This window comes from Flavobacterium hungaricum (assembly GCF_015182285.1).
Taxonomy (GTDB): Bacteria; Bacteroidota; Bacteroidia; order Flavobacteriales; family Flavobacteriaceae; genus Flavobacterium; species Flavobacterium hungaricum.
Genome location: NZ_PRDM01000004.1, coordinates 417,724 through 442,090, shown reverse-complemented (window position 1 = coordinate 442,090; position 24,367 = coordinate 417,724). Strand labels below are relative to the sequence as shown.

Annotated in this window: 15 protein-coding genes; 3 read left to right on the top strand and 12 right to left on the bottom strand. The window is 35.9% G+C overall.

Annotation, left to right across the window (positions count from 1 at the left end; genetic code table 11):
• Positions 1 to 43: 43 nt before the first annotated feature.
• Positions 44 to 4,063, bottom strand: coding sequence for a PAS domain S-box protein (locus tag C4F50_RS18080; RefSeq protein WP_194140052.1), 4,020 nt, complete (start codon positions 4,061 to 4,063; stop codon positions 44 to 46).
• A gap of 12 nt (positions 4,064 to 4,075) precedes the next feature.
• On the bottom strand, positions 4,076 to 4,522 hold the full coding sequence (locus tag C4F50_RS18075) for a response regulator (RefSeq protein ID WP_194140051.1): 447 nt from the start codon (positions 4,520 to 4,522) through the stop codon (positions 4,076 to 4,078).
• 528 nt (positions 4,523 to 5,050) lie between these two features.
• Between C4F50_RS18075 and C4F50_RS18070 the strand changes: the two genes are divergently transcribed.
• Positions 5,051 to 6,499 carry a glycosyltransferase family 2 protein gene (locus C4F50_RS18070; RefSeq protein WP_194140050.1) on the top strand — a complete coding sequence of 483 codons (1,449 nt, stop codon included), beginning with the start codon at positions 5,051 to 5,053 and terminating at the stop codon, positions 6,497 to 6,499.
• A 275-nt stretch (positions 6,500 to 6,774) separates the two neighbouring features.
• Here the strand turns inward: C4F50_RS18070 and C4F50_RS18065 are convergent, their stop codons facing one another.
• The 9 genes from C4F50_RS18065 to C4F50_RS18025 form a co-directional block, all read right to left on the bottom strand.
• A complete protein-coding gene (locus C4F50_RS18065; protein WP_194140049.1) occupies positions 6,775 to 9,591 on the bottom strand; it encodes a M16 family metallopeptidase in 2,817 nt (938 codons plus the stop codon).
• Between the two features lie 2 nt (positions 9,592 to 9,593).
• Complete coding sequence (locus C4F50_RS18060) at positions 9,594 to 11,852, bottom strand: Gldg family protein (protein WP_194140048.1); 2,259 nt, start codon at positions 11,850 to 11,852, stop codon at positions 9,594 to 9,596.
• Between the two features lie 12 nt (positions 11,853 to 11,864).
• Positions 11,865 to 12,812, bottom strand: coding sequence for an ABC transporter ATP-binding protein (locus C4F50_RS18055; RefSeq protein WP_194140047.1), 948 nt, complete (start codon positions 12,810 to 12,812; stop codon positions 11,865 to 11,867).
• Between the two features lie 60 nt (positions 12,813 to 12,872).
• Positions 12,873 to 14,240: a RagB/SusD family nutrient uptake outer membrane protein gene (locus tag C4F50_RS18050; protein ID WP_194140046.1), complete on the bottom strand. Its 1,368-nt coding sequence runs from the start codon at positions 14,238 to 14,240 to the stop codon at positions 12,873 to 12,875.
• 11 nt (positions 14,241 to 14,251) lie between these two features.
• A complete protein-coding gene (locus tag C4F50_RS18045; RefSeq protein WP_194140045.1) occupies positions 14,252 to 17,557 on the bottom strand; it encodes a TonB-dependent receptor in 3,306 nt (1,101 codons plus the stop codon).
• 211 nt (positions 17,558 to 17,768) lie between these two features.
• Positions 17,769 to 18,812: a FecR family protein gene (locus C4F50_RS18040; RefSeq protein ID WP_194140044.1), complete on the bottom strand. Its 1,044-nt coding sequence runs from the start codon at positions 18,810 to 18,812 to the stop codon at positions 17,769 to 17,771.
• A 249-nt stretch (positions 18,813 to 19,061) separates the two neighbouring features.
• Positions 19,062 to 19,631 carry an RNA polymerase sigma factor gene (locus C4F50_RS18035; protein WP_194140043.1) on the bottom strand — a complete coding sequence of 190 codons (570 nt, stop codon included), beginning with the start codon at positions 19,629 to 19,631 and terminating at the stop codon, positions 19,062 to 19,064.
• Positions 19,632 to 20,187: 556 nt separating this feature from the next.
• Positions 20,188 to 20,895, bottom strand: coding sequence for an AAA family ATPase (locus C4F50_RS18030; RefSeq protein ID WP_194140042.1), 708 nt, complete (start codon positions 20,893 to 20,895; stop codon positions 20,188 to 20,190).
• A gap of 122 nt (positions 20,896 to 21,017) precedes the next feature.
• Positions 21,018 to 21,749 carry a YggS family pyridoxal phosphate-dependent enzyme gene (locus C4F50_RS18025; RefSeq protein WP_194140041.1) on the bottom strand — a complete coding sequence of 244 codons (732 nt, stop codon included), beginning with the start codon at positions 21,747 to 21,749 and terminating at the stop codon, positions 21,018 to 21,020.
• A 187-nt stretch (positions 21,750 to 21,936) separates the two neighbouring features.
• Here C4F50_RS18025 and C4F50_RS18020 point away from each other — a divergent pair, with 187 nt between their 5' ends.
• Positions 21,937 to 22,197 (top strand): DUF2024 family protein, encoded by a 261-nt coding sequence (locus tag C4F50_RS18020; RefSeq protein WP_194140040.1) that lies wholly within the window; start codon positions 21,937 to 21,939, stop codon positions 22,195 to 22,197.
• A gap of 59 nt (positions 22,198 to 22,256) precedes the next feature.
• Here C4F50_RS18020 and pdxR read toward each other — a convergent pair whose 3' ends face one another.
• On the bottom strand, positions 22,257 to 23,669 hold the full coding sequence (pdxR, locus tag C4F50_RS18015) for a MocR-like pyridoxine biosynthesis transcription factor PdxR (RefSeq protein WP_194140039.1): 1,413 nt from the start codon (positions 23,667 to 23,669) through the stop codon (positions 22,257 to 22,259).
• 168 nt (positions 23,670 to 23,837) lie between these two features.
• Between pdxR and C4F50_RS18010 the strand changes: the two genes are divergently transcribed.
• Positions 23,838 to 24,350: a hypothetical protein gene (locus tag C4F50_RS18010; RefSeq protein ID WP_194140038.1), complete on the top strand. Its 513-nt coding sequence runs from the start codon at positions 23,838 to 23,840 to the stop codon at positions 24,348 to 24,350.
• Positions 24,351 to 24,367 lie beyond the last annotated feature (17 nt).

Sequence of the window (24,367 nt, the reverse complement as noted above, 5' to 3'; positions counted from 1 at the left end):
GTATTAATTACTGCCCTTTTTATATGGTTTAAAATATGTTAAGTTAAGCTGTCGGAATATAGATGTCAAACGAAGCTCCTCTGTTCTGAACTCCAGATGCTGAAATAAATCCGTTATGGTTTTCTACAATTTTCTTTACGATGGCCAGTCCGATTCCTGTTCCTTTATACTGATCTCGTCCGTAAAGACGTTGAAAAACTTCAAATATTTTTTTGTTGTATTGCGAATCAAAACCAATTCCGTTATCGGAAACCTGAATGAGGCAATAGTTCTGATCGGGTTTTAAAAGCTCGTTTTCAAAATCTTTTCCTGAAGCAATTTTACTCTTAATTTGAATAACTCCCTGTGTTTCGGGGTTCGAAAACTTCAATGAATTGCTGATCAAATTGTATAAAAGCTGTCTGAATTGAAAAGTAATAATGTCAACTTCCGGCATTGGGCCGACTTCTATAAGAGTGCCTTTTTGTTCGATTTCTTCTTTGAGATCCTCTTTTACTTCGTCAATAATTTTAGAAAGATCGGTTTTCTCAAAAACGCGTTCCTGAATATTGGTTCTGGAATACGAAAGCAAATCATTGATCAAAGTCTGCATGCGCTGTGCCGCATTCTGCATTCTTTTAAATTTATCTTTACCATTTTCGGATAAATTTTCCAGCTCTTTTTCCATAATCTGCGAAGCAAAAGTCTGAATTTTTCTAAGCGGTTCCTGCAAATCGTGGCTCGAAATATATGCGAAAGACTGAAGTTCTTTGTTCATTTCTTCCAGCTCAATGTTTTTTTGCTCCAGCTCCAGCGCATTTTGTTTTAGTTTATCATCGGCTTTTTTTCTTTCGGTCAAATCGTGGGTTACTTTAGAAAAACCAATAACATTATTTTGCTTATTATGAATAGCCGTAATTACCACACTCGCCCAGAATAAACTTCCGTTTTTACGGGAGCGCCAGCCTTCATGTACCACTTTTCCTTTTTCTCTGGCAAGCTGCAAAAGTTTTTCCGGAAGATGGTTTTTCTGATCTTCTTTTGTATAAAAAACAGCAAAATATTTGCCTACTATCTCTTCGGCTTTGTATCCTTTAATTTTTTCGGCACCAACATTCCAGTTTTCTATAATACCTTCAGAATTAAGATATAGAATCGAATATTCCTGAACTTCTTCGACCATTAAATGGTAGCGTTCTTCACTTTTGGTAAGCGATTCGTTAATCTGGATTAATTCTCGGGTTCTTGCCGTAACCTGCTGTTCTAACTCCTGAGAAAAAGCTTTTTCGGTATGAATATCGGTAAAAGCTCCAACCCATTTGATAATAGTATTATCAAGGTCAAAAACAGGTTCGCCAATCACGGCATGCCATCTGTAAACTCCGTCTTTGCGGCGCATTCTAACATCAGATCGGTAAATTTCTCCTGTCTTCAAAGCATATTCCCACGTTTTCAGACTTTCCTCAAAATCGTCAGGATGCACAATAGATTTCCAAGACTCCTCCGTTCCAGGTTGTATGCCGGTAAATTCGAGCCATTTTCCAGAGGCAAACAAAGCATTTCCTTCAGCATCGGTTTCCCAGATTAATTGTGGAATACTTTCTGTGAGTGAGCGGAATCTCATTTCGCTTTCTTCGATTTTTTTGCGCGTTACCACTTTTTCGGTTACATCGATAAGCGTAATTTTTATTCCAGAAATAGTATTATCGCTTTCGCGGACGGGTGCATACTCAAAATCTACATAAAATTCAGCACCGCCGTTTTCATCATCAATAAAAAGCAGCGACTCCGATTCAGAATACACTTCACCTGTTTCGTATACTTTTTTTAATAATTGGGCATATTTTTGTTTTTTGAGTTCGGGAAACAATTCTAATATTTTTTTTCCTTGAACTTCTTTTTCTTCTTTTTTCCAGATGTTTTTTAAAAGCACCAAATTGGCCATTTCGATCACAAAATCTTCACCGCGCAAAATTGCTTTTGGTACAGGAGACTGCATAATCAGATTACGCCATTTTTTCTCGCTTTCTTCTATTTGCTGCTGATATTGTTTTTCTTCTGTAATATCTCGTATCGTTCCAATAAGTTTTTCGGGCTGTTTGTTTTCATCATAAAAAACTTTTCCTTTTCCTTCGATCCAATGTACCGATTGATCTTTCCAGATTACCCGAACTTCATAATTTAGAAAACCCGAAGTTAAGGCTTCTTTAAAACCTTTATTTCGAACATGGATGTCATCGGGATGAAGGTGCGATAATAATTCTTCATGTGTCAGTGAAGTATCTTCTGTATAACCGCCTATAATTTCGAGGTATCTTTTGGAGTAAGTAGGTTTTCTGGTTTTTACATTTAATTCCCAAGTTCCAAGCTCGCTGGCCTCAACCACGATTTTAAGACGGTCCTCGTTAATTTCAATTTTTTTTCTTGCTTCTACTTTTTCGCTGACTTCTGTTACCGTTACTAAGATACCAGAAATACTGCCGTCTTCTTCTTTCAGCGGATTATAAAGAAAATCAAAATAGGATATTTCTTGTTTCCCGTAACGATTAAGAGGAACAGGAACTTCGTAACCATGAAAAGGAATCCCTGTTTTTAAAACACCGTCCAAAAGACTGCTTACGGTTTCTTTTACTTCAGGAAGCGAATCGTATAGTGATCTGCCGACAAAAGATTTTTCCTCACGATCAATAAGTTTAAGATAAGCTTCATTGGCCATTTCGACCACATATTCAGGACCGCGAAGAATGGTAATCCCGACAGGCGCCTGCTTTACAGTGTTGCGGAAACGTTTGTCGCTTTCTTCAATTTTTTTCTTGGCCAAGTTTACTTCTGTCACATCAACTGCAGTATTCATTACCCCGTAAATTTTTCCATTGGTATCATAAAGCGGTGTAAAACTGTAGTTAAAATAAAAAGTCTCCATCACACTATTCATCATCAAATCCAGACGCGTGTTTTGGGTATGAAAAGACTCTCCAGTTTCTAGTACTGCCGCCAGCTGCTCAAAAACGGACTGATTGTGCAGCTCTGGGAGAATTTCTTTGTATAATCTGCCAATTACATCAGGGCCTTTTCCCCAGACTTTTATGATAGATTCGTTCGCTAGTTCAATACGAAGTTCTTTCCCGACATAAACCGCAATCGGAAAAGGTGCGTTTTCTACCAGCTGTCGTATTTTTTGCTCGCTTTCTTCGACTTTGGATCGTGCCAAAACCTGTGCAGTCACTTCGGTAGCGATTGCAGCAACGCCCGAAATAGTTCCGTCGGTTTCTGTTAAGGCTTCGTATGCAAAATTGATATAGGTATTTTCAATCTGGCCGTTTCGGTTTAATTGAACAAAGTTTTCGTTGGCCGTGATTTTTTTGCCCGTTGTATAAACGCTGTGCAGTATTTCTTCCAGACCTTGTTTTTTGAGCTCGGGTAAAGCTTTAAAAATAGGCTGGTTAATAATTGTTTTGTCATTGGTGCCCCAGAGAGCAATCATTTGTTCGTTAGCAAGTTCCACAACATGATTTTCGCCTCTAAAAATGCACATCGCTACAGGAGCCTGCATGATATTGTTCACAAATCTTGCATTACTTTCCTGTAAGGCATCGGCAACCATTTTATTTTCAGTAGTTTCTACTACGGTAACCAAAATACCGCCGATTTTTCCGTCTTCTATTTTTATAGGGCTGTATGAAAAATCAAAATAACAGTCTTCTAAGTAACCGTTTCGGTGAAGGGGTACTTTAAATTCAGGAAAAGTAACTGCTTTCCCCTGCATGACATCGGCAAACATAGGGCCAATCGTATCCCAGATTTCAGAGAAAGTGTGCTGCGAACTTTTGCCCAAAGCTTCGGGATGTTTAGAAGCTCCCAATATTGGGCGAAAAGCATCATTATACAATTGTGTATAACTGTTTCCCCAGGCAATATACATCGCAAACGGATTGCTGAGCATCATTGCCGTCATTGTTTTTAAACTCTGAGGCCACTTTTCAGGATTGCCCAAAGGTGTTTTACTCCAATCTGTAGAAAGCATTATACTGCTCATTTCGCCCCCTTCGGATAGAAAATAATGTTCCTTTTTTTTGCGGTTCATTCAAAAACAAGTTTAGGGTTGCAATATAAAATTAGCTCTTTCGGGCTGCTTAAAATGATTCTCTGAAGCTATAGTCAATGCTTTTTCGATTACTTTTTTTAGTTTAGAAAAATCGCCCGGTTTTCGAATATAATAAGAAGCTCCTTTTTTGTATAGGTTATCTACTATTTCGCTGTCTAGTGAGGTCGAGAAAATAATTACCGGAAGATTTTGCAGCTTATGGTTTGCTTTGATCTCAGACAGACATTCCAAACCATTTTTACGCGGCATGTTTAAATCCAGAAAAACAACATCTGGCAGGTTTTTTAAAACATTATTTTGTAAATAGTCCATTAACTGTACACCATCATGAACCATTGACAGGCTTGTGGTTACAGGTATTTCATCGAGAGCTTCCTTAAAGAAATCGCAGTCATCATCGTCATCATCTGCGAGTAAAAGATTGTACTCTGTATTCATTCTTTAATCCCCTAAAATTTAATTGTTAAAAAACTTTCGATAAATTTAACATTTTTTAAGTCATAAAGAGCCTTTTTATGAAGAATGTTTTTTTATTCGGCATGTTTTTTTTATAAATGAATAAAAAAGATTAAATACTGCTGCAATTTTAATTGAAATTAAACGTTTTAATTAGAACTTAAATATCGTTCTGATATTTTTAATTTTATCGGATTTTTTTTTGATGCAGCGCTTTAAACCGTCAAAATCTCTTTTAAATCCAGCCATTTTTCACCATCAAAATTTACTGTTTATTGTATACTTGTATATCAAAGTGTAAAAAAAATATACACTTTTAAAAATGCAATATTCGCTAAATGCCTCTACAATAGTCTAGAACCATGTTGGCACGACGCTTGTAAATTGGGTTAATGTCTAAATCTTGAATGTGTTCGTTTTTTTATTTCTGTTTTTAGAAAGCAGCAAATAAATCGGAAAGAAAAGATTTTACTAAAAGCCCATAACAAGAAATCAAATAAGGAGAATAGCATGGAAAGCGAAACAATCACCTCAAAACAATTTTATGCAGCAAGTAACGCGGCGGTTATTGCTGATAATTCTTTAAACAGTTCTTTTTTCGGAACGCAGCAAAAAGCAGCCAAAGTAAATGTTGAACGACCAAAAAGCCCTTTTGGGTTAGCGGTTTTAATAGGAACCTTTGCCTTAATGCTCATAGGCAGTTATTCTGTTTTTTTATTACAGGATGATTTTGAGCAATTTCAATTAGAAAGAATAGAATCAACTTTAGGATTTCCTTTCTTGATTATTGCCACAATATTATTCTTTTACCAAGCAGGAGTATTTTTATACAGTTCTTACTTGTACTTAAGATACAAACCAATCCCATCAGTTTCTGATGAATTACTTCCGACGGTTACGATTATTGTACCGGCCTACAATGAAGGAAAGTTGGTTTGGAATACTTTATTAAGTCTTGCAGAAAGCGATTATCCAGCTCATAAAATGCAGATTTTAGGAGTTGATGACGGAAGTAAAGATGATACTTGGTATTGGATGCAGGAAGCAAAAGCAAAGCTGGGAGATCGTTTAGAGATTTTTCAGCAGCCAAAAAACCAAGGAAAACGTCACGCTTTGTACCGTGGATTTAATTTAGGAACTGGAGATATCTTTGTAACAGTAGACAGTGATTCTATTGTAAAAAAAGATACTTTAAGAAACTTAGTAAGTCCGTTTGCAGTAAATGACAAATGCGGCGCTGTAGCAGGAAACGTTCAGGTTTTAAACAATAAAAAAGCCATTTTACCAAAAATGCTGAACGTAAGTTTTGTGATGAGTTTTGAGTTTCAGCGTTCTGCAGAAAGTATGTTGGGATCTGTATTATGTACACCAGGAGCATTGGCAGCTTACAGAAAAGATGCTGTTTTAGAATGTCTTCCAGAATGGATCAACCAAACGTTTATGGGACAGCCGTCTGATATTGGAGAAGACCGTGCCATGACCAACATGATCTTAAAACAAGGTTTGCATGTATTGTTTCAAAAAAATGCGGTTGTATTAACCAACGTACCAGAAAACTATAACGGTCTGTACAAAATGTTCATCAGATGGAGCAGAAGTAATGTTCGTGAAAATCTGGCAATGGGAAAATTTGTTTTCAAAAATTTTAGAAAAGAATCTAAGTTTGGAGCTAGAATGTTGTTCTTGAACCAATTCTTCAAAATTGTAATGACGTATCCATTTTTAGCATTCCTGATCTATTTTGTTGCCGTACATCCAGTATTGTTTTTAAGTTCGACATTTCTAGGAATTTTAATTATGTCTACTTTCTCAATGGTGTTTTATGCTAAGAGATATGATATAGCCGAATCGTTCTGGGCGTATACTTATAGTATATTCTATACCTTTAGTTTATTCTGGATTGCGCCTTATGCAATCATTACAGCCAACAAAAGAGGCTGGTTAACAAGAGGTTTGTAAAAATATAAAAAGGAATATTTTAATTAAAAATAGATTCCTCCCCAAGAGAATATCTTTCTTTTTTTAAGAAGAACAGCTGCAAATTTGTTTTGCAGCTGTTTTTGTTTTAATGCCAATGGTTATTGGGAATATGTGTCTAAAAAAAACATTTTAAAGTACATCCAAAGGGTTTGCAATACTATTTTTCCTTATGTGCTTAGCCCAGAAAAGGCTGTCTGGCAGACAACCTTTTGAGGACTAATTAAAATAAAAAATAAAAATATACTGCTAAGCTCTTATTTGCCTGTTTGGGGACCAGGATTCATAAGTACTTCAACACTATTCGAATTATTGATGAGGTATGCACCAAGTTTCTGAATTGATTTTGCATTAATAGAATTAATGATTTTTGCATAATCTTTCTCATTCAGATATTGATTCTCATACAAATAAACTGCCGATAAAATGCCGCTCCAAAAGCTGTTCGTAATCTTAGATTCTTCACGTTGTTTGAGCATGGCTTTTTTAATATCTTCTAAATCGCTGGCATTTGGCGGATTGTTTTTTAATTGATTCAATTCTTTCCAGACAATTTCCATCAGTTTATCTCGTTTTTCTGGATTACAGTCAAAATTTAAAGCCAGATCGAAACTTGCGACAGGAAATTTTTGAAGACTTCCTTTTACCTGAACGCCATAACTGCCGCCTTCTTCTTCGCGTATGGTCTGCAAAAATCGCTTTGAAAGTAATTCGCCGATTATGTACATTTCATAAGCCGTCTGCTGCGAATATTTAATAGCTCCGGTTAAATTTACGTAAGCCGTTGTTTTCGGAATTTCCATCGAACGGTTAAAATGAACGGTTGTTTTTCCTTTTTTAGGTTCGATATTATGGTTTACAAAAGTTTCTTTTTCTTTTTCATCAGAAGCAATGTTTCCGATGTATTTTTGAATTAAACCAATTTGATCGTCTGTAATATTTCCAACAAAAACAAAAGTAAAATCGGCTGCATTGCGAATCCTGTTTTTATAAATGCTTTGTGCTTTTTCAAAATTGATGTTTTCAACAAATTTTTCATCAAAAATAAAAGTTCGCGCATTATGGTTTGAGTTGGCCAAAGCTACAGTATCGGCAAAAGCTCTTCCGTTGTCTTTTTTAAGGGTGTTTAATTTTTCCTGATAATTGTTTTTCAGAAGCGCAAAAATGTTCGGATCAAAACGTGGTTTTTCAAAATATAAATACGTCAATTGAAGTAAGGTTTCAAAATCCTGATGATTCGAACTTCCATCAAAACCTTCTGTATTTTCTCCAATATAAGGTGCTGCCTGCGCTACTTTTCCGGATAGTTTTTCGCGTAAAGCGGTAATATCAAAATTTCCAATTCCAGAAGATCTTGTTAAGGACGTTGCAATTTCTGCATTGTATAAATCTGCTGTTTTTACCAAAGATTTTCCGCCTTTGCTAAATGCCGAAAACAAAATCTGATCTTGTGAATAAGTCGTTGGCAATACTACAACTTTTGCTCCATTTGCCAGAATGTATCCTTTTGCTTTTTCTATTCCCGAAACTGCAAACGTGCTTTTTATTGGTGTTGCTGTCAGTTCTTTTTCTATCAGCGGGCTGTTGTTTTCTTTTTTATTGTACGGCTCCAAAGTCGACGCTTCTATTTTTGCCATTACAGCCAGAATATCTTCTTTTTTTGGAAGTTCTTTTTCAATAGATTCTGGACTATTGATCAAAACAACCTGATTGTCTTTGGTCTGGAGTGCTTTCGCGAAAGCGTTTACATCTTCTAAAGTAAGTTTATTAATCATTCCGACAACCAGATTATAATCGTCCTGGGCAGTTAAAAATGGTTTTGCCGTTAAGAAATAATCCGATAGTTTTCCTGCCCAGGTATCATTGTCTACTTTGTCTTTGTTTTTAATAAAATCATCGTACGAACTTATAAAAGCCTTTTTGGTTCTTTCGAATTCTGCTGCAGTCGCTCCGTATCTTTTAAAACGTTCTACCTCAGTATAAGCTTCAGTATACGCTTCGATTAGCCTTCCTTTTTTGGCAGCAGCGGTAATATTATAAGTAGTATTTAACCTCGAAATCGGAGAAAAATAAGACTGGATTCCCAAACTGGCACTTTCGTTTTTAAGTGTAATTTCTTTAAAACGATTGTTCAAAATGCTGTTGTAAAACGATCCTAAAATATTTTTTCGGGTTACAGAAGAATCTTTTACCAAAGGTTCGTCTTTAATAAAACGCAGCGAAATCGTAGTGTTTTTGGCTTCTTTATCGGTTGCGGTTCCATACGTTAAACCCTCGTGTTTTGGAATTTCAAAATAGGTGCGGACAGCTCTGTTTTTGTCTAACGGAATTTTATAAAAAATACTTTTTATTTTCTTTTCCATTACAACAGGATCTATATCACCGACAATAATAACGGCTTGTAAATCTGGTCGATACCATTTTTTGTAATAATCTTTAAGTTCTTTGTATTTAAAATTATTGATGATATCCAATTCGCCGATTACATCACGATCTGCGTATTTTGAGCCTTTGTACAAAACCTGATCAGATTGTTTTTTAAGTCTGAAATCGCTGGTTCTTCTGGTGCGCCATTCTTCGCGGATAACGCCTCTTTCGGCATCAATTTCTTCGTTGGTCAGCGACAAAGATCCCGACCAATCGTGAAAAACCCAAAGTGTAGAATCAATTAGTTTTTCGTTTTTTACAGGAACATTGCTGATGTTGTAAATGGTTTCGTCGTGAGCCGTAAAAGCATTGATTTCTTTTCCGAAACTGACTCCATTTTTTTCCAGCATTTTAATAACACCTTTGCCTTTAAAATGTTCGGTTCCGTTAAAAGCCATATGTTCCAGAAAGTGCGCCAGACCATCCTGGCTGTCTTCTTCTAAAATAGCACCAACATTTTGTACAAAGTAAAAACTGGCTCTTTCTTTTGGTTCTTCATTATGAAGGATATAATACGTCAAACCATTTTCAAGCTTACCTGAAACTACATTTTTGTTTAATGGAATAGTAGTTTTGAACTGCGAAAACATAAGGCAGCTTGTAAAAGCCATAGCTGCCGTTATGATTAGTTTTTGGTTGTAATACATGATTATCTTCTGTTTCTTCTAATTAGTATAAAAGCACCCAATAAGATGATAAAGGCTGGAAGTACTGCAATAAAAATAATTTTACTGATGTACAATGCATTAGCAGAGATCGTTATTTTTTTGTCTGCAGGTTCCGGACGTGTTGTGTCTATCGGGAATTCGTTGTTGGTAAACCAGCCAAAAACGTCTGTTACAAACTGGAATGTCCCAGAACCAGCTCTTCCAAGCTCGGCATTGCCCATAAAATCAGCATCACCCGATACTAATATTTTTTGTTCTTTTCCGTTTATTTTTCGCGTAAGCGCAACTACAAGCGGTACATTTTTCTGTGATGGCTGTTTTTTTAAATCCTCAGAAATCGCGATAATTCCAGATGGAGATTCCCATACTGGTTTACTGTTGGTCTGCAGTAAAGTTGTAGCAGTAAATCCTGATGCAGCAGCTGTTTTAACACCGCTGCTTCCTAAAAACGGAATAGGTGCTTTATTTTTGGAAATTTTGATAGTCTTTGGAATAGCTGCAGATAATTCTGTTTCTAAATAGGTAGGAACGTTGTCGCCGCTTTCCTGAACCAAACTTTGTTTGGTAAAACTCACGCCCAATTTATCAGTGATTTTTGCAACCGCAGAATTGGTTTCTGGCTCTGTCAAAATAATAACATCTTTTCCTTGATCAATATATTTGTTGATTCGGTCTACGGCGCCTTGGCTTAATTCGCTTTTTGGATCTGCAATTACTAAAATAGAAGTCTGAGCTGGAATATCCTGTGCGTTTACATCTACAGCAGTAACATCAAAACCTTGATTGATTAGTGAATATCTAAAAGAAATTTCGTTAAAACCTGTTTTGTAATTTTTGTCTCCGTTTTTGTCAATACTGCGTTCCATGTTGCCATTTACAAAAACAACTTTTGGAGCATCGGTTACCAAACGTTTTAAGGCTGCTGTAATTTCTTTTTCAGAAGGCATTTTAAAAAGATCGTCATAGACTCTTAAAAAGGTCTTTTTGCCATTGTATTCGATGGTTCTGATTAACCTGTTTTGTTCTGGTCTTAAATCAATTATTTTATGGATTTCTTCAGGAGTGTACAATTTTTTGAATTTCAATCCCTGTGTTTCGATCATTTTTTCGGCCAGTTGTTTGTCATTCAATCCAGGATTTAACTCATACAAAGCCGTATTGTTTGAGGTATCGTAATAATACACGTATTCCATTTTAAGCTGCGGCAAAAATCTTGAATATTTGTCAAAACTTGCGATATCGCTGTTCTGAGACGTAGGAAGCGCGTTATAGTAATTGATGTCTAGTAAGTTGTCATAAGTGGTGATTTTAATATCGCCATTAATTTGATTGACAACCTTTTGGCTGCTTTCTGTAAGTGTTCTGCTTTTGGTGCTTGTCATGTCAATATAGAAAGTCAGCGCCGCTCCGGAAGTAATGTATCCAAGTCCTAAAACACCTACGATCAATAAAGCATATTTTGAGATTCTTTTAGAAGTCGATTGTGCGTCTTTACCAGTTTGTAATTTAAAAATACTCAGACCAATAAAAAGACCGCTTACCAATACAAAATAGATTAAATCTTTACTGATTATCAATCCTCCGATCATTTCATCTGCACGTCCGGCAATAGAAAGGAAATAGGTTATGTCTTTAACATAATCGATGTCCTGCCAAAGCTTTCCGATAAAATTTAAACCTGCTAAAACGACCAAAGTACTAATTGCAGCTACCACTTGATAGGAGGTAAGACAAGACATAAAAAGTCCGATTGCAGCATAGGTGCAAACTAAAATGTAAAGTCCTAAAAGCCCGGATAAAATAAATTTAAGATCGACATTTTCTACTGAGAAATAAGTAATTCCGGCAATTAACCCTAAAACCGCAATAAAGAGCAGGCAGTAGGTGCAGATTGCGAGAAACTTACCAATAATAATATCTTTAATCTGAATTGGAGAAGAAAGCAAAAGCTTAATCGAACCGCTGTTAATTTCGCGGCTGATCAATCCCATTGTCAAAAGCGGCACATAGAGATAGAGATAATTCTGCACTTCAGGAAATAATCCGCTGAAACCTGAATAAAGGGACTGCGTTATATTATTTAATCCTTGTCCTATTTTCTGCGATTTTTCGAAACGCTCAATTGTGTTAAAAAATTTCCAGCTCGACTGAATGCTGAAAATAACTAAAACGACCCAGGCAACCGGAGAATAAAACATAGTGTTTAATTCCGTTTTAGCAATTCTGTATATTGTTTTCATTTAATTATTTTTTTAAAGTGCGGCTGCGTTTTTCGACGGAGCTTTTTTAGATAGTTGGGCAAAGATTTCGTCAAGCGAAGTTTTTTCAAATTGGATTTCACGGAGTTTCCAGCCATTCTGTACGCTGAGAGAAACAATCGTTTCGGCAATTTCCTGGCCGCCGTCAAAAGTGATTTTTACTTTTTTTGGAGTCAGAAACTCAGCAGCGGTTACATTGTGGATTTCTTTAAATGTTTCGATAGCAGGAGCATTTTCAAGCGAAACAATCAAAGTATTGGCTTGAATATAATTGTTAAAAGCATCCAAGGTATCCGCAAAAACCATGTGTCCGTTTTCAATCATTCTAATGTCTTCACAGGTTGCCTGCACTTCTGACAAAATATGAGAAGAAAAAATTACCGCTTTGTCTTTTGCAATTTTTTTGATCAGGTTTCGAACTTCCAGAATCTGGTTAGGATCTAAACCGTTTGTAGGTTCATCCAAAACAACCAATTTTGGTTCGTGAATAATCGCCTGCGCAATCCCAACACGCTGTCTGTAACCGCCCGATAAGTTTTTTATCAAACGATGACTGAAATGCGAAATACCGCATTTTTCTTTGGCTTTTTCAACCGCGTTTCTCAAATCTTCTTTTTTAACCAATCGTAACTGAGCACAGTGAATCAAGTATTCGTCTACTGTTAAATCTAAATGCAGCGGCGGTGTCTGCGGTAAAAAGCCTATTAGTTTTTTGGCTTCAACCGGATTTTCTTTCAGATTGATGCCATCGATATAAATATTTCCTTTGGTCTGGTTCAAAACCCCGCAGAGAATGTTCATTGTAGTCGATTTTCCTGCACCGTTAGAACCTAATAGGCCTAAAATTCGGTTTTCTTTAATTTCAAAATTAATGTCCTGAATTGCCCAATCCTTACTGTATTGATGCGACAATCCCTCAACTTTTACAATTGTATTTTTCATAGTATATTTTAAAACCTCAGGAATATTTTTCAATGTATATTCCTGAGTATTTTTTTAAGTTTAGTTATATCCTAAATTTTGAGTCAAAAATGGATTTGCAAGTCTTGCTGTTTCCGGGATAGGATAAAGCGCGTCTGTGGAGGCCCAGACTTTATCAGAAAGTGCACCTAAAACGGCATCGGCTTTTCCGGTTCTTTTAAGATCTAACCAGCGGTGGCCGAATTCTGCAAAAAGTTCGCGTTGTCTTTCTAAAGCAATTAAGTCCAATAATTCATTTTTATCGACTGTTGTGGCTAGGGGTACCAAGGCACGGTCTCTAATTACATTGACGTCGTCTCTGGCTCCGGTATAATTATCGGTCATTGCTCTAGCTTCGGCTCTGATTAAGTATACTTCTGCCAGTCTCAAAATAGTAGAACGTTCGGAAGGTGTTGTCGTATAAGAGTTTTTATATTTTCTTGGAGCCAAATACGTTACTCCAGAAACTGCAAAGTTTAAAGTCCAATTGGTTTTTCTGGCATCGCCTGTTTCAAAAAGAGTCGCACTTTTTCTTAAAAGAAACGGTGCATTGGTGGTAAATACTGCTCCGCCCTCGTAGGTATAAACGGTATTAAAATACGGAATCTGCAAAATAGCTTCATTGTTATTGGCAATAAACGGGCTGTTTGCTGCAGAAAGTCCTGTAATCATTTTATAAGTTCCCGACTGGTTGATCACAGCATCTGCGTGGGTAATGGCTTCTGTATATTTTCCTAAATAAAGATTTACTCTCGCCAGCATGGCTTCTGCAGCCCATTTTGGAGCTCTGATTCTTTGTGCTTTATAATCGGTATAATCTGTTGGAAGGTCGTTAGAAGCATCTGTTAAATCTGCAATAATTTGTGCGTATACTTCTGCCTGTGCATTGCGCGGCGCCAAAGCAGTTTTATTAACATCTGTACTTAAAACCAACGGAACATCTCCCCAAAGATTCGTCAAATAGAAATAAGATAAACCTCTGATGAATTTAGCTTCTGCAATCCATTTTTTACTGTAACTCGGTGTTAATGTAGTACTTTCGTTGATACCTTCAATCACAGTGTTGGCGTTGTAGATTACTTTGTACAAACTTCCCCACATGCTGTTTATAGTGCCATCGATTACCTGTATTTCATTAGATGTATAAACATTTGGAGCAAGGCTGTTTAAAATCAATTCATCTGAGGTCTGCCCTAATGTCGAATGTAAATTATTATAGTAAACATCTGTAACCATGCTTTTGTAAATACCATTTACTGCAGCTTCGGCAGTTACATCTGTTGCATAAACAGTGTTTGAAGCTAATTGATTGCTCGGAAGATCTACTTCTAAAATGTCTTCACAGCTTGTCAATCCTATTAAAAGGAAAAACGAAAATATATAGTGATATTTTGTTGAATTATTTTTCATAGTTTTTAGATTTAAAAAGTAAACTGAGATCCAAATGTGATGGTACGTAATGGAGGAAGGTTTAAACCTTGCGTTTCAGGATCCATTCCCTTGTAGCCCGTAATCGTCAATAAATTTTGTCCTTGTACCGAGATGCGAATGTTTTGTATAAACTTTTTCGATTTTTCGTCAAGCGGAATATTGTACGAAGCGCTTACATTTTTAAGTCTGATATAAGAAGCATCTACCAATGTTTTGTCTGATCCTATATAATTGAAAAAGCTGCTTTGATAAGCCGATTGTAAAGTATGTCCTAGAGCTAAATATTCGTTGTACTCATCAACTTGATAATTCGCAATACCGTAAGGATACCCCGGCTGAATACCTGTTGAAGACATCATGCTTCTTCCGTTTTGTTTTACGAATTGAAATAAGAAATCAAGAGAGAATGATTTATAAGAAATCGAATTCTGCAAACCGCCGTAATATTTAGGATAAGTCGGGCCATAATATTTTCTGTCCCCTTTTCCAGTGGCTTGAAAACCATTTAGTATTTTGCCGTCTCCATCAACATCTTCAAACTGAGAAGCACCATTGGTAACCCCTGTAAAGTGATACAAATTATAGCTGTTTAATGGTTTTCCGACAACGTACGTAGAATAATAACTGGTTCTTTCGATACCGTCAAAAGAAAGTAATTTGTTAGAATTTGTAGAGATATTAAATGAAGTGCTCCAGTTTAAATTTTTGTTGCGGATATTGGTTGTGGTAAAAGTAAATTCCCATCCTTTATTTTCTATTTCAGCATCCAGGTTGGTCTGATAAGAAGTAAATCCTGCCTGTGAACTTAACGGATAACCAACTAATTGGTTAGAAGATAAATTTCTGTAATAAGCCGCTGTAAAAGAAAGACGGTCGTTAAAGAAACCTAATTCCATTGCAGCTTCAAATTTAGTTGTTTCTTCCCATTTGTAATTCGGATTAGCAATTCTAGAGGCAGATAAAGCAGCATTATCTGTTCCGTAAGTCGACGCAGAATAGGTGCTTGCATAGGCATAATCCTGAGCGCCGTCACTTCCTACCTTACCATAACTTGAACGCAGTTTACCAAAACTTAACCATGATAAATTTTTCATCAAATTTTCTTCAGAGAAAACCCACGCCGCACCTACAGAACCAAAGTTTCCGTAACGGTTATTGATACCAAATTTAGACGAACCATCTCTTCTGAAGTTTACATTTAAAATATATTTATTTAAAATATTATAATTTACCCTGCTGAAAAGAGAAGCATATTTATACTCTGAAGTTCCGTTAGTCGAAGTAACATTAGCTGCAGAACCTGTAATTCCGATCAGGTTGTCTGCGCTGTAACCGCTTGAAGAAACAAAAGAAGGCATTTCAGAATTTCGGTGCTGCCAAGATCCTCCGACTAAAACAGCCAGATTACCTTTCCATAAAGAAGTATTGTAATTTAACTGTGGGTCAATACTGAAATTATTGGTCGTATTACTAGAAACAGTATACGATCTGATTAAGTTCAAAGTTGTATTTTGGGCTTTGTAGTACGCATTGTTAATTGCTGTTGAAGGCGTCGTTTGTTTGGCTAAATTTTCGGCTCTTCCAAAACCTAAATCTGTTTTAAAAGTAAATCCTTTTGCAATCTGAAATTCGATGTTAAAGCTCGAAACCAAATTGTTTCCTTTATCTTCAACTCTTCTGGTCAAAGCAGCAAGCGGGTTAATGTCGCTGAAATAAGTAGAAGCCCAGTAATAGGTTCCGTCTGGATTATAAATTGGTCTATTTGGCGGACTGCTCAAGGCATAACTTGTAATATCAAAATAAGGCAGAGTATTCTTATCAGAAGAAAATATAATTGAGGCTCCTAATTTCAATTTATTGTCTAATGCGCTGTGGTTGATATTAAAATTGGTTGAGAATTTATTGTAATTAAAATCGCCAGGAATAACAGTAGTTTCTTTATGATAAGCACCGCTTAAAAGAAAAGTCGTATTGCCGCTTCCGCCTTTTAAAGTTGCGCTGTAATCATTAAAATTCGCTGTTCCGCCAATTAATTCTTTCTGCCAGTCTGTATACGTATTTGGGCTCCAGTTTGTTAAAGCAATACCTGTAGCCGTATTGTCTGCTTTTCCGCCGCTGTTGGTTAATGCAGTTTGAAGCATATTGAGATAAGTCGGCGTGTCGAGCATTTTTACTCTGTTTGCCACTTGAGATAAACCAGAATTGGTATTGATCGTGAATTCTGTTCTGCCGGCCTGACCTTTTTTCGTAGTAATCAATACAACACCATTTGCACCTCTGGAACCGTAGATAGAAGTCGCATCAGCATCTTTTAAAATTTCGATGCTTTCAATATCATTCGGATTAATTATGTTTAAAGGACTTGTTGATTTTTGTGCTCCTCTAATTACGTTAGCCGTTTGAGATTGCTCTTTAATATCGTTGCCAATATACGGAACACCATCTACGACATACAAAGGCAGATTGTTCCCATCGATAGAATTTCGTCCTCGAATTTGTATGTTAACATTACTGCCGGCATAACCAGAAGTTTGTGAAACAAAAACTCCTGGAGTTCTTCCTTGCAAACTTTGTAAGATGTTAGTTATGGGCTGTTTTTCGATATCGCTGGCAGTAATTTTTGCTACAGATCCCGTAGAAGTTCTTTTGGTTGTTGTTCCGTAACCAATAATAACAACTTCGTCTAGTTTGGCTAAATCGGGCTGTAATTTTATAACCAGTGAAGTTTGGTTTTCGATTGTAATTTCCTGTGTTTTATAACCGATGTAAGAAACTCTGAGGATATTTTTACCAGCAGTTAAAACCACTTTAAAATGACCATCAAAATCCGAGATTCCGTTTCGGTTGGTTCCAACCAGAATAACAGAAACTCCCGGAAGCGGATTTCCGTTTTCGTCCAGAATCTGACCCGAAAAAATACGGTCAGCATCTTCTGCGGCAGGATTTTTTGCAGGAGATAAAAACCCCGTTTTATTTTCCTTTTTATAAATCACCACATTTTGATCGACCTGTTTGTAAACCAAATTGGTCCCCTGTAAAACGCTGTTTAAAATTTGGCTTACTGGCTTTTTTCCTTTTGTTATGTTGATTTTTGGGAAATCTTTAATAATTTGAGGCTGGTAAGCAAATAGCAGTCCGGTTTTACTTTCAATGTTTTTAAACAACGTCTTAATATCTTCATTATGAAGTTCAATATCAACAGAAATAGATTCTAGTGTCTGGCCGCTCAATGTAGTAGCAAAGATCATATGAGTGCCGCAGGTCAGTAAAAAAATGTGGAACAAACTGATTCTCATAATCTTTAGAGTGTTTTTGGAAAGGCGAAATAAAGACGTGTTCTTTTCCCTCTCATAGGTGGTTTTTTTAGAGAGTAATTTCATAAATTTGCATGTTTTTTAATGGTTACTGGATTAATTATTAAAACTCGTTGCCATCCGGGGTAGGAGCTGGATGGCTCTTTTTTTTCATAGTATCTTGGTTTTAAGTTAGTTTTTATTCAAAGCTTTTTTATTCGCATCCTTTTCCGTCAAGAATAATAGTACCCTTGTCGTCATAGTGGTATTCGGTTTCAATCACGCTGCAGATTACTTTCATAATATGATCCAGATCTTCATCGTTTAAGAAGCTGGCAGTAATCTGGCAGTTTTTAATATTTTGGTTGGCTAGTTTTATTGGTGTTTTATATTTTTGAGAAATCAAAGCAATTGCCTCTTCCATATTAATATTATCCAGAATCAGGTATTTACTTTTCCAAACCATTGCTTCTTCGGCTTTTACATTGTTTTGCTCGTAAACCAAAGTGGCTTTATTGACTTTAATCTGCTGGTTTGGTATAATAATTCCATAGATTTTTTGATCATCTCCAACCTGGACTTTTCCACGTTCTACGGTAACTTCAATATGATCAGAATTAGTAAAAGCATTAATGTTAAAAGCAGTTCCTAAAACTTTAGTGCTTACTTTTCCAGTATGAACGATAAACGGAACTTTTTCATTTCTTTTAATATCAAAATATGCTTCTCCAGTTAATTTTACCTCTCTTGTTTTAGAATTAAAACTGCTCTGGTCGTATTCGATAGAACTGTTTTCGTTCAAAACAATCGTACTTCCGTCTGGTAAATGAATAAGCTGTTTACCGTTATAAGATAAAATCGAATTCGTTTCCTCCGTTTCAGTTTGCTGCGGTGTTGCTATAACGGTATTTTGATTGTAAAAAAAGGCACTTCGAACAGCAAACAACAACGCGATTACCGCTGCAGCTACAATGACAGTTCTGAAAATACGGCGCGAAGAAGATTTTTCTTCGGCAATAGAAATTACTTTGGTCTCTGCCGGAGTCTGCGCAAGTATGTATTGCAGGATATGGTCTCCTTTTTCAGCATCAAGAATTTCGGTATTTTGTTTTTCTTTTAAAATCATGTTGATTTTTTCTTTTATATAATCATCATGACTGCCTTCCTGAATAAACTCCATCAGCAGTAGTTCGTCTGCTTCAGACAGCGTTTTGTTGAGGTAACGTTCAAATAATTCTTCAAAGACGTTTTGATACATTTGCGATGTGGGGTTAATTGTTTATTGAATTTTATTAAAACTAAAAATATTTGAAAATTTTATCTTTTCTAAAATGCCTTAAAAAATTTAGGGCTTAAGCACAATAATTAGCGCTCTTTATTATAAAGACGATCTAAAAAAGGGGAGGGAGTAGTCGAAAGTAAAAAAAATGTAAAAAAAACGTAAAAAAATGCAATTGGGTCTTGTTTTGTAAAATATAGTTTACAAAGTAAAAAGAAGTATAAAGTCCTAAAGCGTCATGAACATATTCATGTAAGGCGAAATTTTTGTTCGGATAAATTTTAGGGCCTGTGCCATATGTTTTTTTACCGTTGTAGTAGAAATGCCCAGATCTTCACCAATTTTTTGGTGGCTTAAACCTTCCCATTTGGCCATTTTATAAATCTTTTGCTGCTGCGGCGGTAATTGATCCAGAATCTGATTCAGAATTATATTGTATTGATCGTCTTTGACAGCAGTATCAGTATCGTTAAAAGAATTATCTTCTTCAACAACAGTATTTTCTAAACTAACATCGCGGGCAATTTTTTTAATCATATCAAAAATGTGATTTCTGGCAATGATAAAAAGATAGTTCTCAATATTGGATATTTCTGCCAAAGATTGGTGATTCTGCCAGATTTTTAAGAAAACGTCCTGAACGACTTCTTCTGCCAAAATTTTTGACTTGGTTATTTTAAGTGCAGTTCCGTAAACGTTATTTTTATATTGATTGTACAAAGTGGTAAATGCCAGCTCGCTTCCCTGCGAAAGTTCTCGCAGAAGTACGCTTTCATCATAGCTGGAATTAAGAGACATAATGTGATCAATTTGTTAAGTTTGAGCAATATTATTAATTTTTTAAATAGTTTGCATACTAAGAAAGCAAAAGAAAATCAAGAAATGTCTTTTTGATAAATTTTGGCCTCAAAGATTATGAGATCAAAAAAAACACCCTTGTCATTTTATAAATTTCAGAATCGTACTATTTGGAGTACAAGAATTTAAAAACGAAATCCTTAATTTAAGGTGATTTTAACCAATGCAAATTGTGATTTTGATAACAATATTTCTTTTTTATTGAAAAATTGATAAGAAATTTACATTGAAAAACAGTCAGAAAACGTTGTAATTCTTTTGTTTTTTAAATCAACCCCAACATTTTTTCATACCAGTATTTACGAGAAAGGAGCTGAAATAGTTTTTTTATCTTTTTAGATGTAATTACTTAGTTTATTCGCTTTGCCTAAATCAAAAAAAGCATATTATTTTAACGAAGATTTACATGAATTAGTATCGAAAGCAAATTGGTTTCATCCAAGTGATGTTTTATGCAGTTTGTATTTTAAAATGATAATACCAGCCTAAAAAAATATTACTGCTTTAAGTCTAATGCAGCAATAATTTGCTTTTTCATGGAAGTATTAATGTAATCCAAAACCTCCGCATACGAAATTCCGTAGCGGCGTTCTATGTTTTGCAGATGAGCTGGAAACGTGCTTAAAATTTTATCGTAATACAGATCAAGCTGTTCTTGCACAGGCAGCTCGTATTTTAATCGAAGCTGGAATCTTCGCAGTAAAGCACTGTCGATAATTTCGTAATGATTTGTAGCGCAGATTAATAAACTATCCGACGGAAAATAATCAAAAAGCTGGATTATAGTATTCACCAAACGGCGCATTTCCGCTACATCTTTATCATCGCTGTCACGGCTTTTGCCAATCTGGTCAAACTCGTCCAAGAACAAAACTGCTCTTTCGCGGATGGCTTTGTCAAAAATAGCTTTTAGATTTTTAGAGGTTTCGCCTATTCTGGCATCAATAATGGTACTCAGATTGATGATGACAATTTTTTTGTCCAAAGTATTCGCGATCGCTTTTGCTGTAGTCGTTTTGCCGCATCCAGAACTTCCGTGCAGGAGAATTTTGTTGTCTACCTTCAGATTGTATTTTTGTAATTCGGTAATATATTGGTGTTCCTTAATGATTTGTAATAAAGCCGTTTTATTTTCATTACTGAAAAACAAATCGTCTAAAGCAATTTTTTCTGTATCGATTACCGTAAGATCATTCAGGTTCATGTGTGTTGTATTTGCTGCAAAATTAATTTATTCTGCGCTATTTTTATTTGTTTTTTAATGTTCTGTAGGAGCCTAATATTATAGAAAAAACGAACAGCCGTCAGAGCAAAATATTCTGATGTTTATTCTGCACTATTTTCATTCCAGATTTCTTTCCCTAAAAAACGGTTTCCAAATATCGAAGTGCCGACACGCACCATGTTTGAACCTTCTTCAATTGCAATTTCAAGATCCTGAGACATTCCCATAGAGAGTTTCAAATTATTCAGACCTTCGATTTTTGCGGCATAAATCTCGTCTCGAATTGTTTTAAGAAGCCGCAATGACGGACGCATTTTTTCTTTTTCTACATCTAACAAACCAATCGTCATCAAGCCTTTGATATTGAGAGTAGGGTAGTTTTTTATTTTTTGAATGAAATCCAAAACGTTTTCAGGGGAAAGACCAAATTTGCTTTCTTCATAAGAAGTATTCACTTGTATAAAAACATCCAGTTTTCTGTTTTGAATCTGCAGCTGTTTCTGCAGTTCATCAGCCAGAATTAAGCGGTCCAAAGACTGAATGCAGTTTGCATATTTTAATACATCTTTGACTTTATTGGTCTGAAGATGACCTATAAAATGGCGTTCTACGGGCAATTGTCCTAAAACCTCATTTTTATCCCGTAATTCCTGCATTTTGTTTTCGCCGATTAATATTTCGCCGGCTTCTATTGCAGTCCGGATATCTGCTGCCGGCACCGTTTTGGTAGCTAATAAAAGCTGCACATCGGCAGGATTTCGTCCCGAGATTCTACAGGCATTTTCTATACGCTCGTGGACTGCTTTTAAGTTTGTTACAATAGCATTTTTCATGTTTCAAAATTAGAACAAAACTGGATCTGCAGTTTCGTCCAGTTTCTATTATTTAAGCTGGTCCAGTATTTTGCAGGAAATAGAAAAACTGGATGATTTTGGATTAGTACATCCAACGTAAATTTGTACTATAAACTTAGAACCTTAGCGGCTTATCAGTTTAGCAGCTAAAAAAAACACACACATTATGAAAGTAGCAGTTTGGGATACTTATGTAACTCGTAAAGACGGAAAAATTATGCACTTTGATATTTTAGTTGATGAAAATATCAATGCCGAACAGGTTTATGAATACGGTAAAAAATACCTGAAAAGTGTAGCGCAGGAAGGACAGGCATTATCTTCTAAAGAATGCCGGTTCTGTCACATTGATAAAGCACCGATAGAAATCGAAAATCAGATCGCAGCAAACGGTTTCTCTATTATTGAAATGGAAAATTGTAATTAATTTTTACAATATTTTAGATTTGTTTTAAGACTGAAAGCATTTTTGTTTTCAGTCTTTTTTTATAATAAATTAGAAAGTGCTTTTATTCCTTCTTCCATTTGCTTTTCGGATAATGAAGCGTAACCCAACCGGAAACCTGAAATTATTTCTTGATGACTAAATCGTTCCGGATTCATAATCTGAATTCCGCTTTCTGTCATTTTTTGATGAATGGACAAAACATTCACTTCAGCTTTAGGAACAATCCAAAAAGCCAAGCCGCCTTCTGGTTTTGTGTACGTTATTTTAGCAGCAAGATAGCGCTGCAGTAAACTTTCAAAATAATCTCTTTTGGCCTTATAGACTAAGTTAGCTTTTTTAAGATGCCGTTTTATTTTGCCTTCATTAATAAGATTGACCACAGCTTCTTCCATAATATTATCTCCCTGCACATCGATTATTTTTCTGTGAAGGCCTATTTTTTGAATGTTTTCATGAGAACTGGCCAAATAGCCTATACGCAGTGCGGGCGCAACAATTTTACTGAAAGTGCCAATGTAAATAAAGTTTTTTAATGTAGTAAAACTCGAAACCGGCATTACAGGGCGCTGGCTAAAATGAAATTCATTATCATAATCATCTTCAATAATCGTAAATCCGTAATGGTTGGATAATTCGATCAGTTTTAATCTTTTCTTTAAAGACAATGTGACTGTAGTCGGGAATTGGTGGTGCGGTGTAACATAAATAGCTTTGATATTTTGATGTTTTTGAAGATATGCCTCTACTTGATCCACATCTAAACCATCGGGATGCACTGCAACGGGAAGCAGTTTAGCTCCCGCATTTTCAAAAGTTTCCCATGCGGGTTTATAACCTGGGTTTTCGATCAGAACAAAATCTCCTTTTTCAAGAATACAATGCGAGGCTAGATACATCGCCATCTGACTGCCTCTTGTAATGCAGATTTGTTCTGGCGAAATACTCATACCGCGCTTGAAATTTAGCATTTGAGCAATAGATTTTCTAAAGGCTTCATTCCCCAATTCGCTGCTGTACCCCATAATCTGCCATCGTGATTTCCTGCTGAAAATTTCTCGGTATGCTCTTGCGAGATCATTCATCGGTGCAAGACGGCTGTCGGGAAGTCCGTCATCAAAAATTAAATGCGGTTTGAAATCCAGAACAGCGTTGTGAACAGCAGGGATATTTTCTTTTTTGTGAATCATTTCCGGCAGTGATTCTGTTACAAAAGTTCCTTTTCTATCAATAGTTACCAGCCAGCCTTCGGCAGTCAGAATATCAAGAGCTTCAATAATAGTGTTTCGGTTTACGCTCAGTAATCCTGCAAGCTGTCTGCTTCCTGGTAATGCATTACTGCTTACTAGTTTACCTGTTTTTATGGCATCAATAACCGCATCGGCAATTTGCAGATACAAAGCCTTGTCTGATTTTTTGTCTAGCTGAATTTCTAAAGGCCACGGTCGCAGCATCTGGAGGAGGTATTAGAATTAAAAATAGATTTTGTACTAGTCCAAATTTACATTTTTTTAGGTTTGAAAAAGAAACGAAATTGAGATTACAGAAATTAAATTTTGAAAGAATTTTCTATTTTCTATATTTACGAACAATTATAATTAACCCAAAAAAACAAACCAAAAATGAGAACAAGATTAACCATTTTATTTTTTATTCTATCTGCCGCAGGATTTGCGCAGCAACTTACTTACGGAACGGCAGGAACTGTCTATGATGCTGAAGGAAAGAAAGTAAAGACCAATACGGTCCGAGCAATTCTGGCAGATAATAGTCCAGAAGCTTTAAAATTGTATAATGCGGGAAGAAGCAAAAAAACTTTTGGAAATATACTTTTTTATGGAGGTCTGGGGTTAATTGCTGCAAATGTTATTTCAGAAATGAATAGTGATATAAACGACGGACTAGTAGTTTCTGGCTCCGGTACGACTTACACACAAGAGCGCGCCAATATGACCATGGCTGTGATTGGAGGTGCTTTTTTGGCAGCTTCAATCCCTATTAAAATTGGTTATCCTAAAAGAATCAAAAAAGCTTTAGGCATCTATAATGCTAAAGTAGCTTATAATGATGATGAAAAGATTCAAACTGTAATTGTGGCTTCTAATAATCAAGTTGGACTTAGAGTTATTTTCTAAATAAAGTAGAAAGGGAT

Bases quoted from the DNA above. Each gene is read 5' to 3' on its own strand.
- C4F50_RS18080 (WP_194140052.1), bottom strand. From the start codon at position 4,063: ATGAACCGCAAAAAAAAGGAACATTATTTTCTATCCGAAGGGGGCGAA.
- C4F50_RS18075 (WP_194140051.1), bottom strand. From the start codon at position 4,522: ATGAATACAGAGTACAATCTTTTACTCGCAGATGATGACGATGATGAC.
- C4F50_RS18070 (WP_194140050.1), top strand. From the start codon at position 5,051: ATGGAAAGCGAAACAATCACCTCAAAACAATTTTATGCAGCAAGTAAC.
- C4F50_RS18065 (WP_194140049.1), bottom strand. From the start codon at position 9,591: ATGTATTACAACCAAAAACTAATCATAACGGCAGCTATGGCTTTTACA.
- C4F50_RS18060 (WP_194140048.1), bottom strand. From the start codon at position 11,852: ATGAAAACAATATACAGAATTGCTAAAACGGAATTAAACACTATGTTT.
- C4F50_RS18055 (WP_194140047.1), bottom strand. From the start codon at position 12,812: ATGAAAAATACAATTGTAAAAGTTGAGGGATTGTCGCATCAATACAGT.
- C4F50_RS18050 (WP_194140046.1), bottom strand. From the start codon at position 14,240: ATGAAAAATAATTCAACAAAATATCACTATATATTTTCGTTTTTCCTT.
- C4F50_RS18045 (WP_194140045.1), bottom strand. From the start codon at position 17,557: ATGAGAATCAGTTTGTTCCACATTTTTTTACTGACCTGCGGCACTCAT.
- C4F50_RS18040 (WP_194140044.1), bottom strand. From the start codon at position 18,812: ATGTATCAAAACGTCTTTGAAGAATTATTTGAACGTTACCTCAACAAA.
- C4F50_RS18035 (WP_194140043.1), bottom strand. From the start codon at position 19,631: ATGTCTCTTAATTCCAGCTATGATGAAAGCGTACTTCTGCGAGAACTT.
- C4F50_RS18030 (WP_194140042.1), bottom strand. From the start codon at position 20,895: ATGAACCTGAATGATCTTACGGTAATCGATACAGAAAAAATTGCTTTA.
- C4F50_RS18025 (WP_194140041.1), bottom strand. From the start codon at position 21,749: ATGAAAAATGCTATTGTAACAAACTTAAAAGCAGTCCACGAGCGTATA.
- C4F50_RS18020 (WP_194140040.1), top strand. From the start codon at position 21,937: ATGAAAGTAGCAGTTTGGGATACTTATGTAACTCGTAAAGACGGAAAA.
- pdxR (WP_194140039.1), bottom strand. From the start codon at position 23,669: ATGCTGCGACCGTGGCCTTTAGAAATTCAGCTAGACAAAAAATCAGAC.
- C4F50_RS18010 (WP_194140038.1), top strand. From the start codon at position 23,838: ATGAGAACAAGATTAACCATTTTATTTTTTATTCTATCTGCCGCAGGA.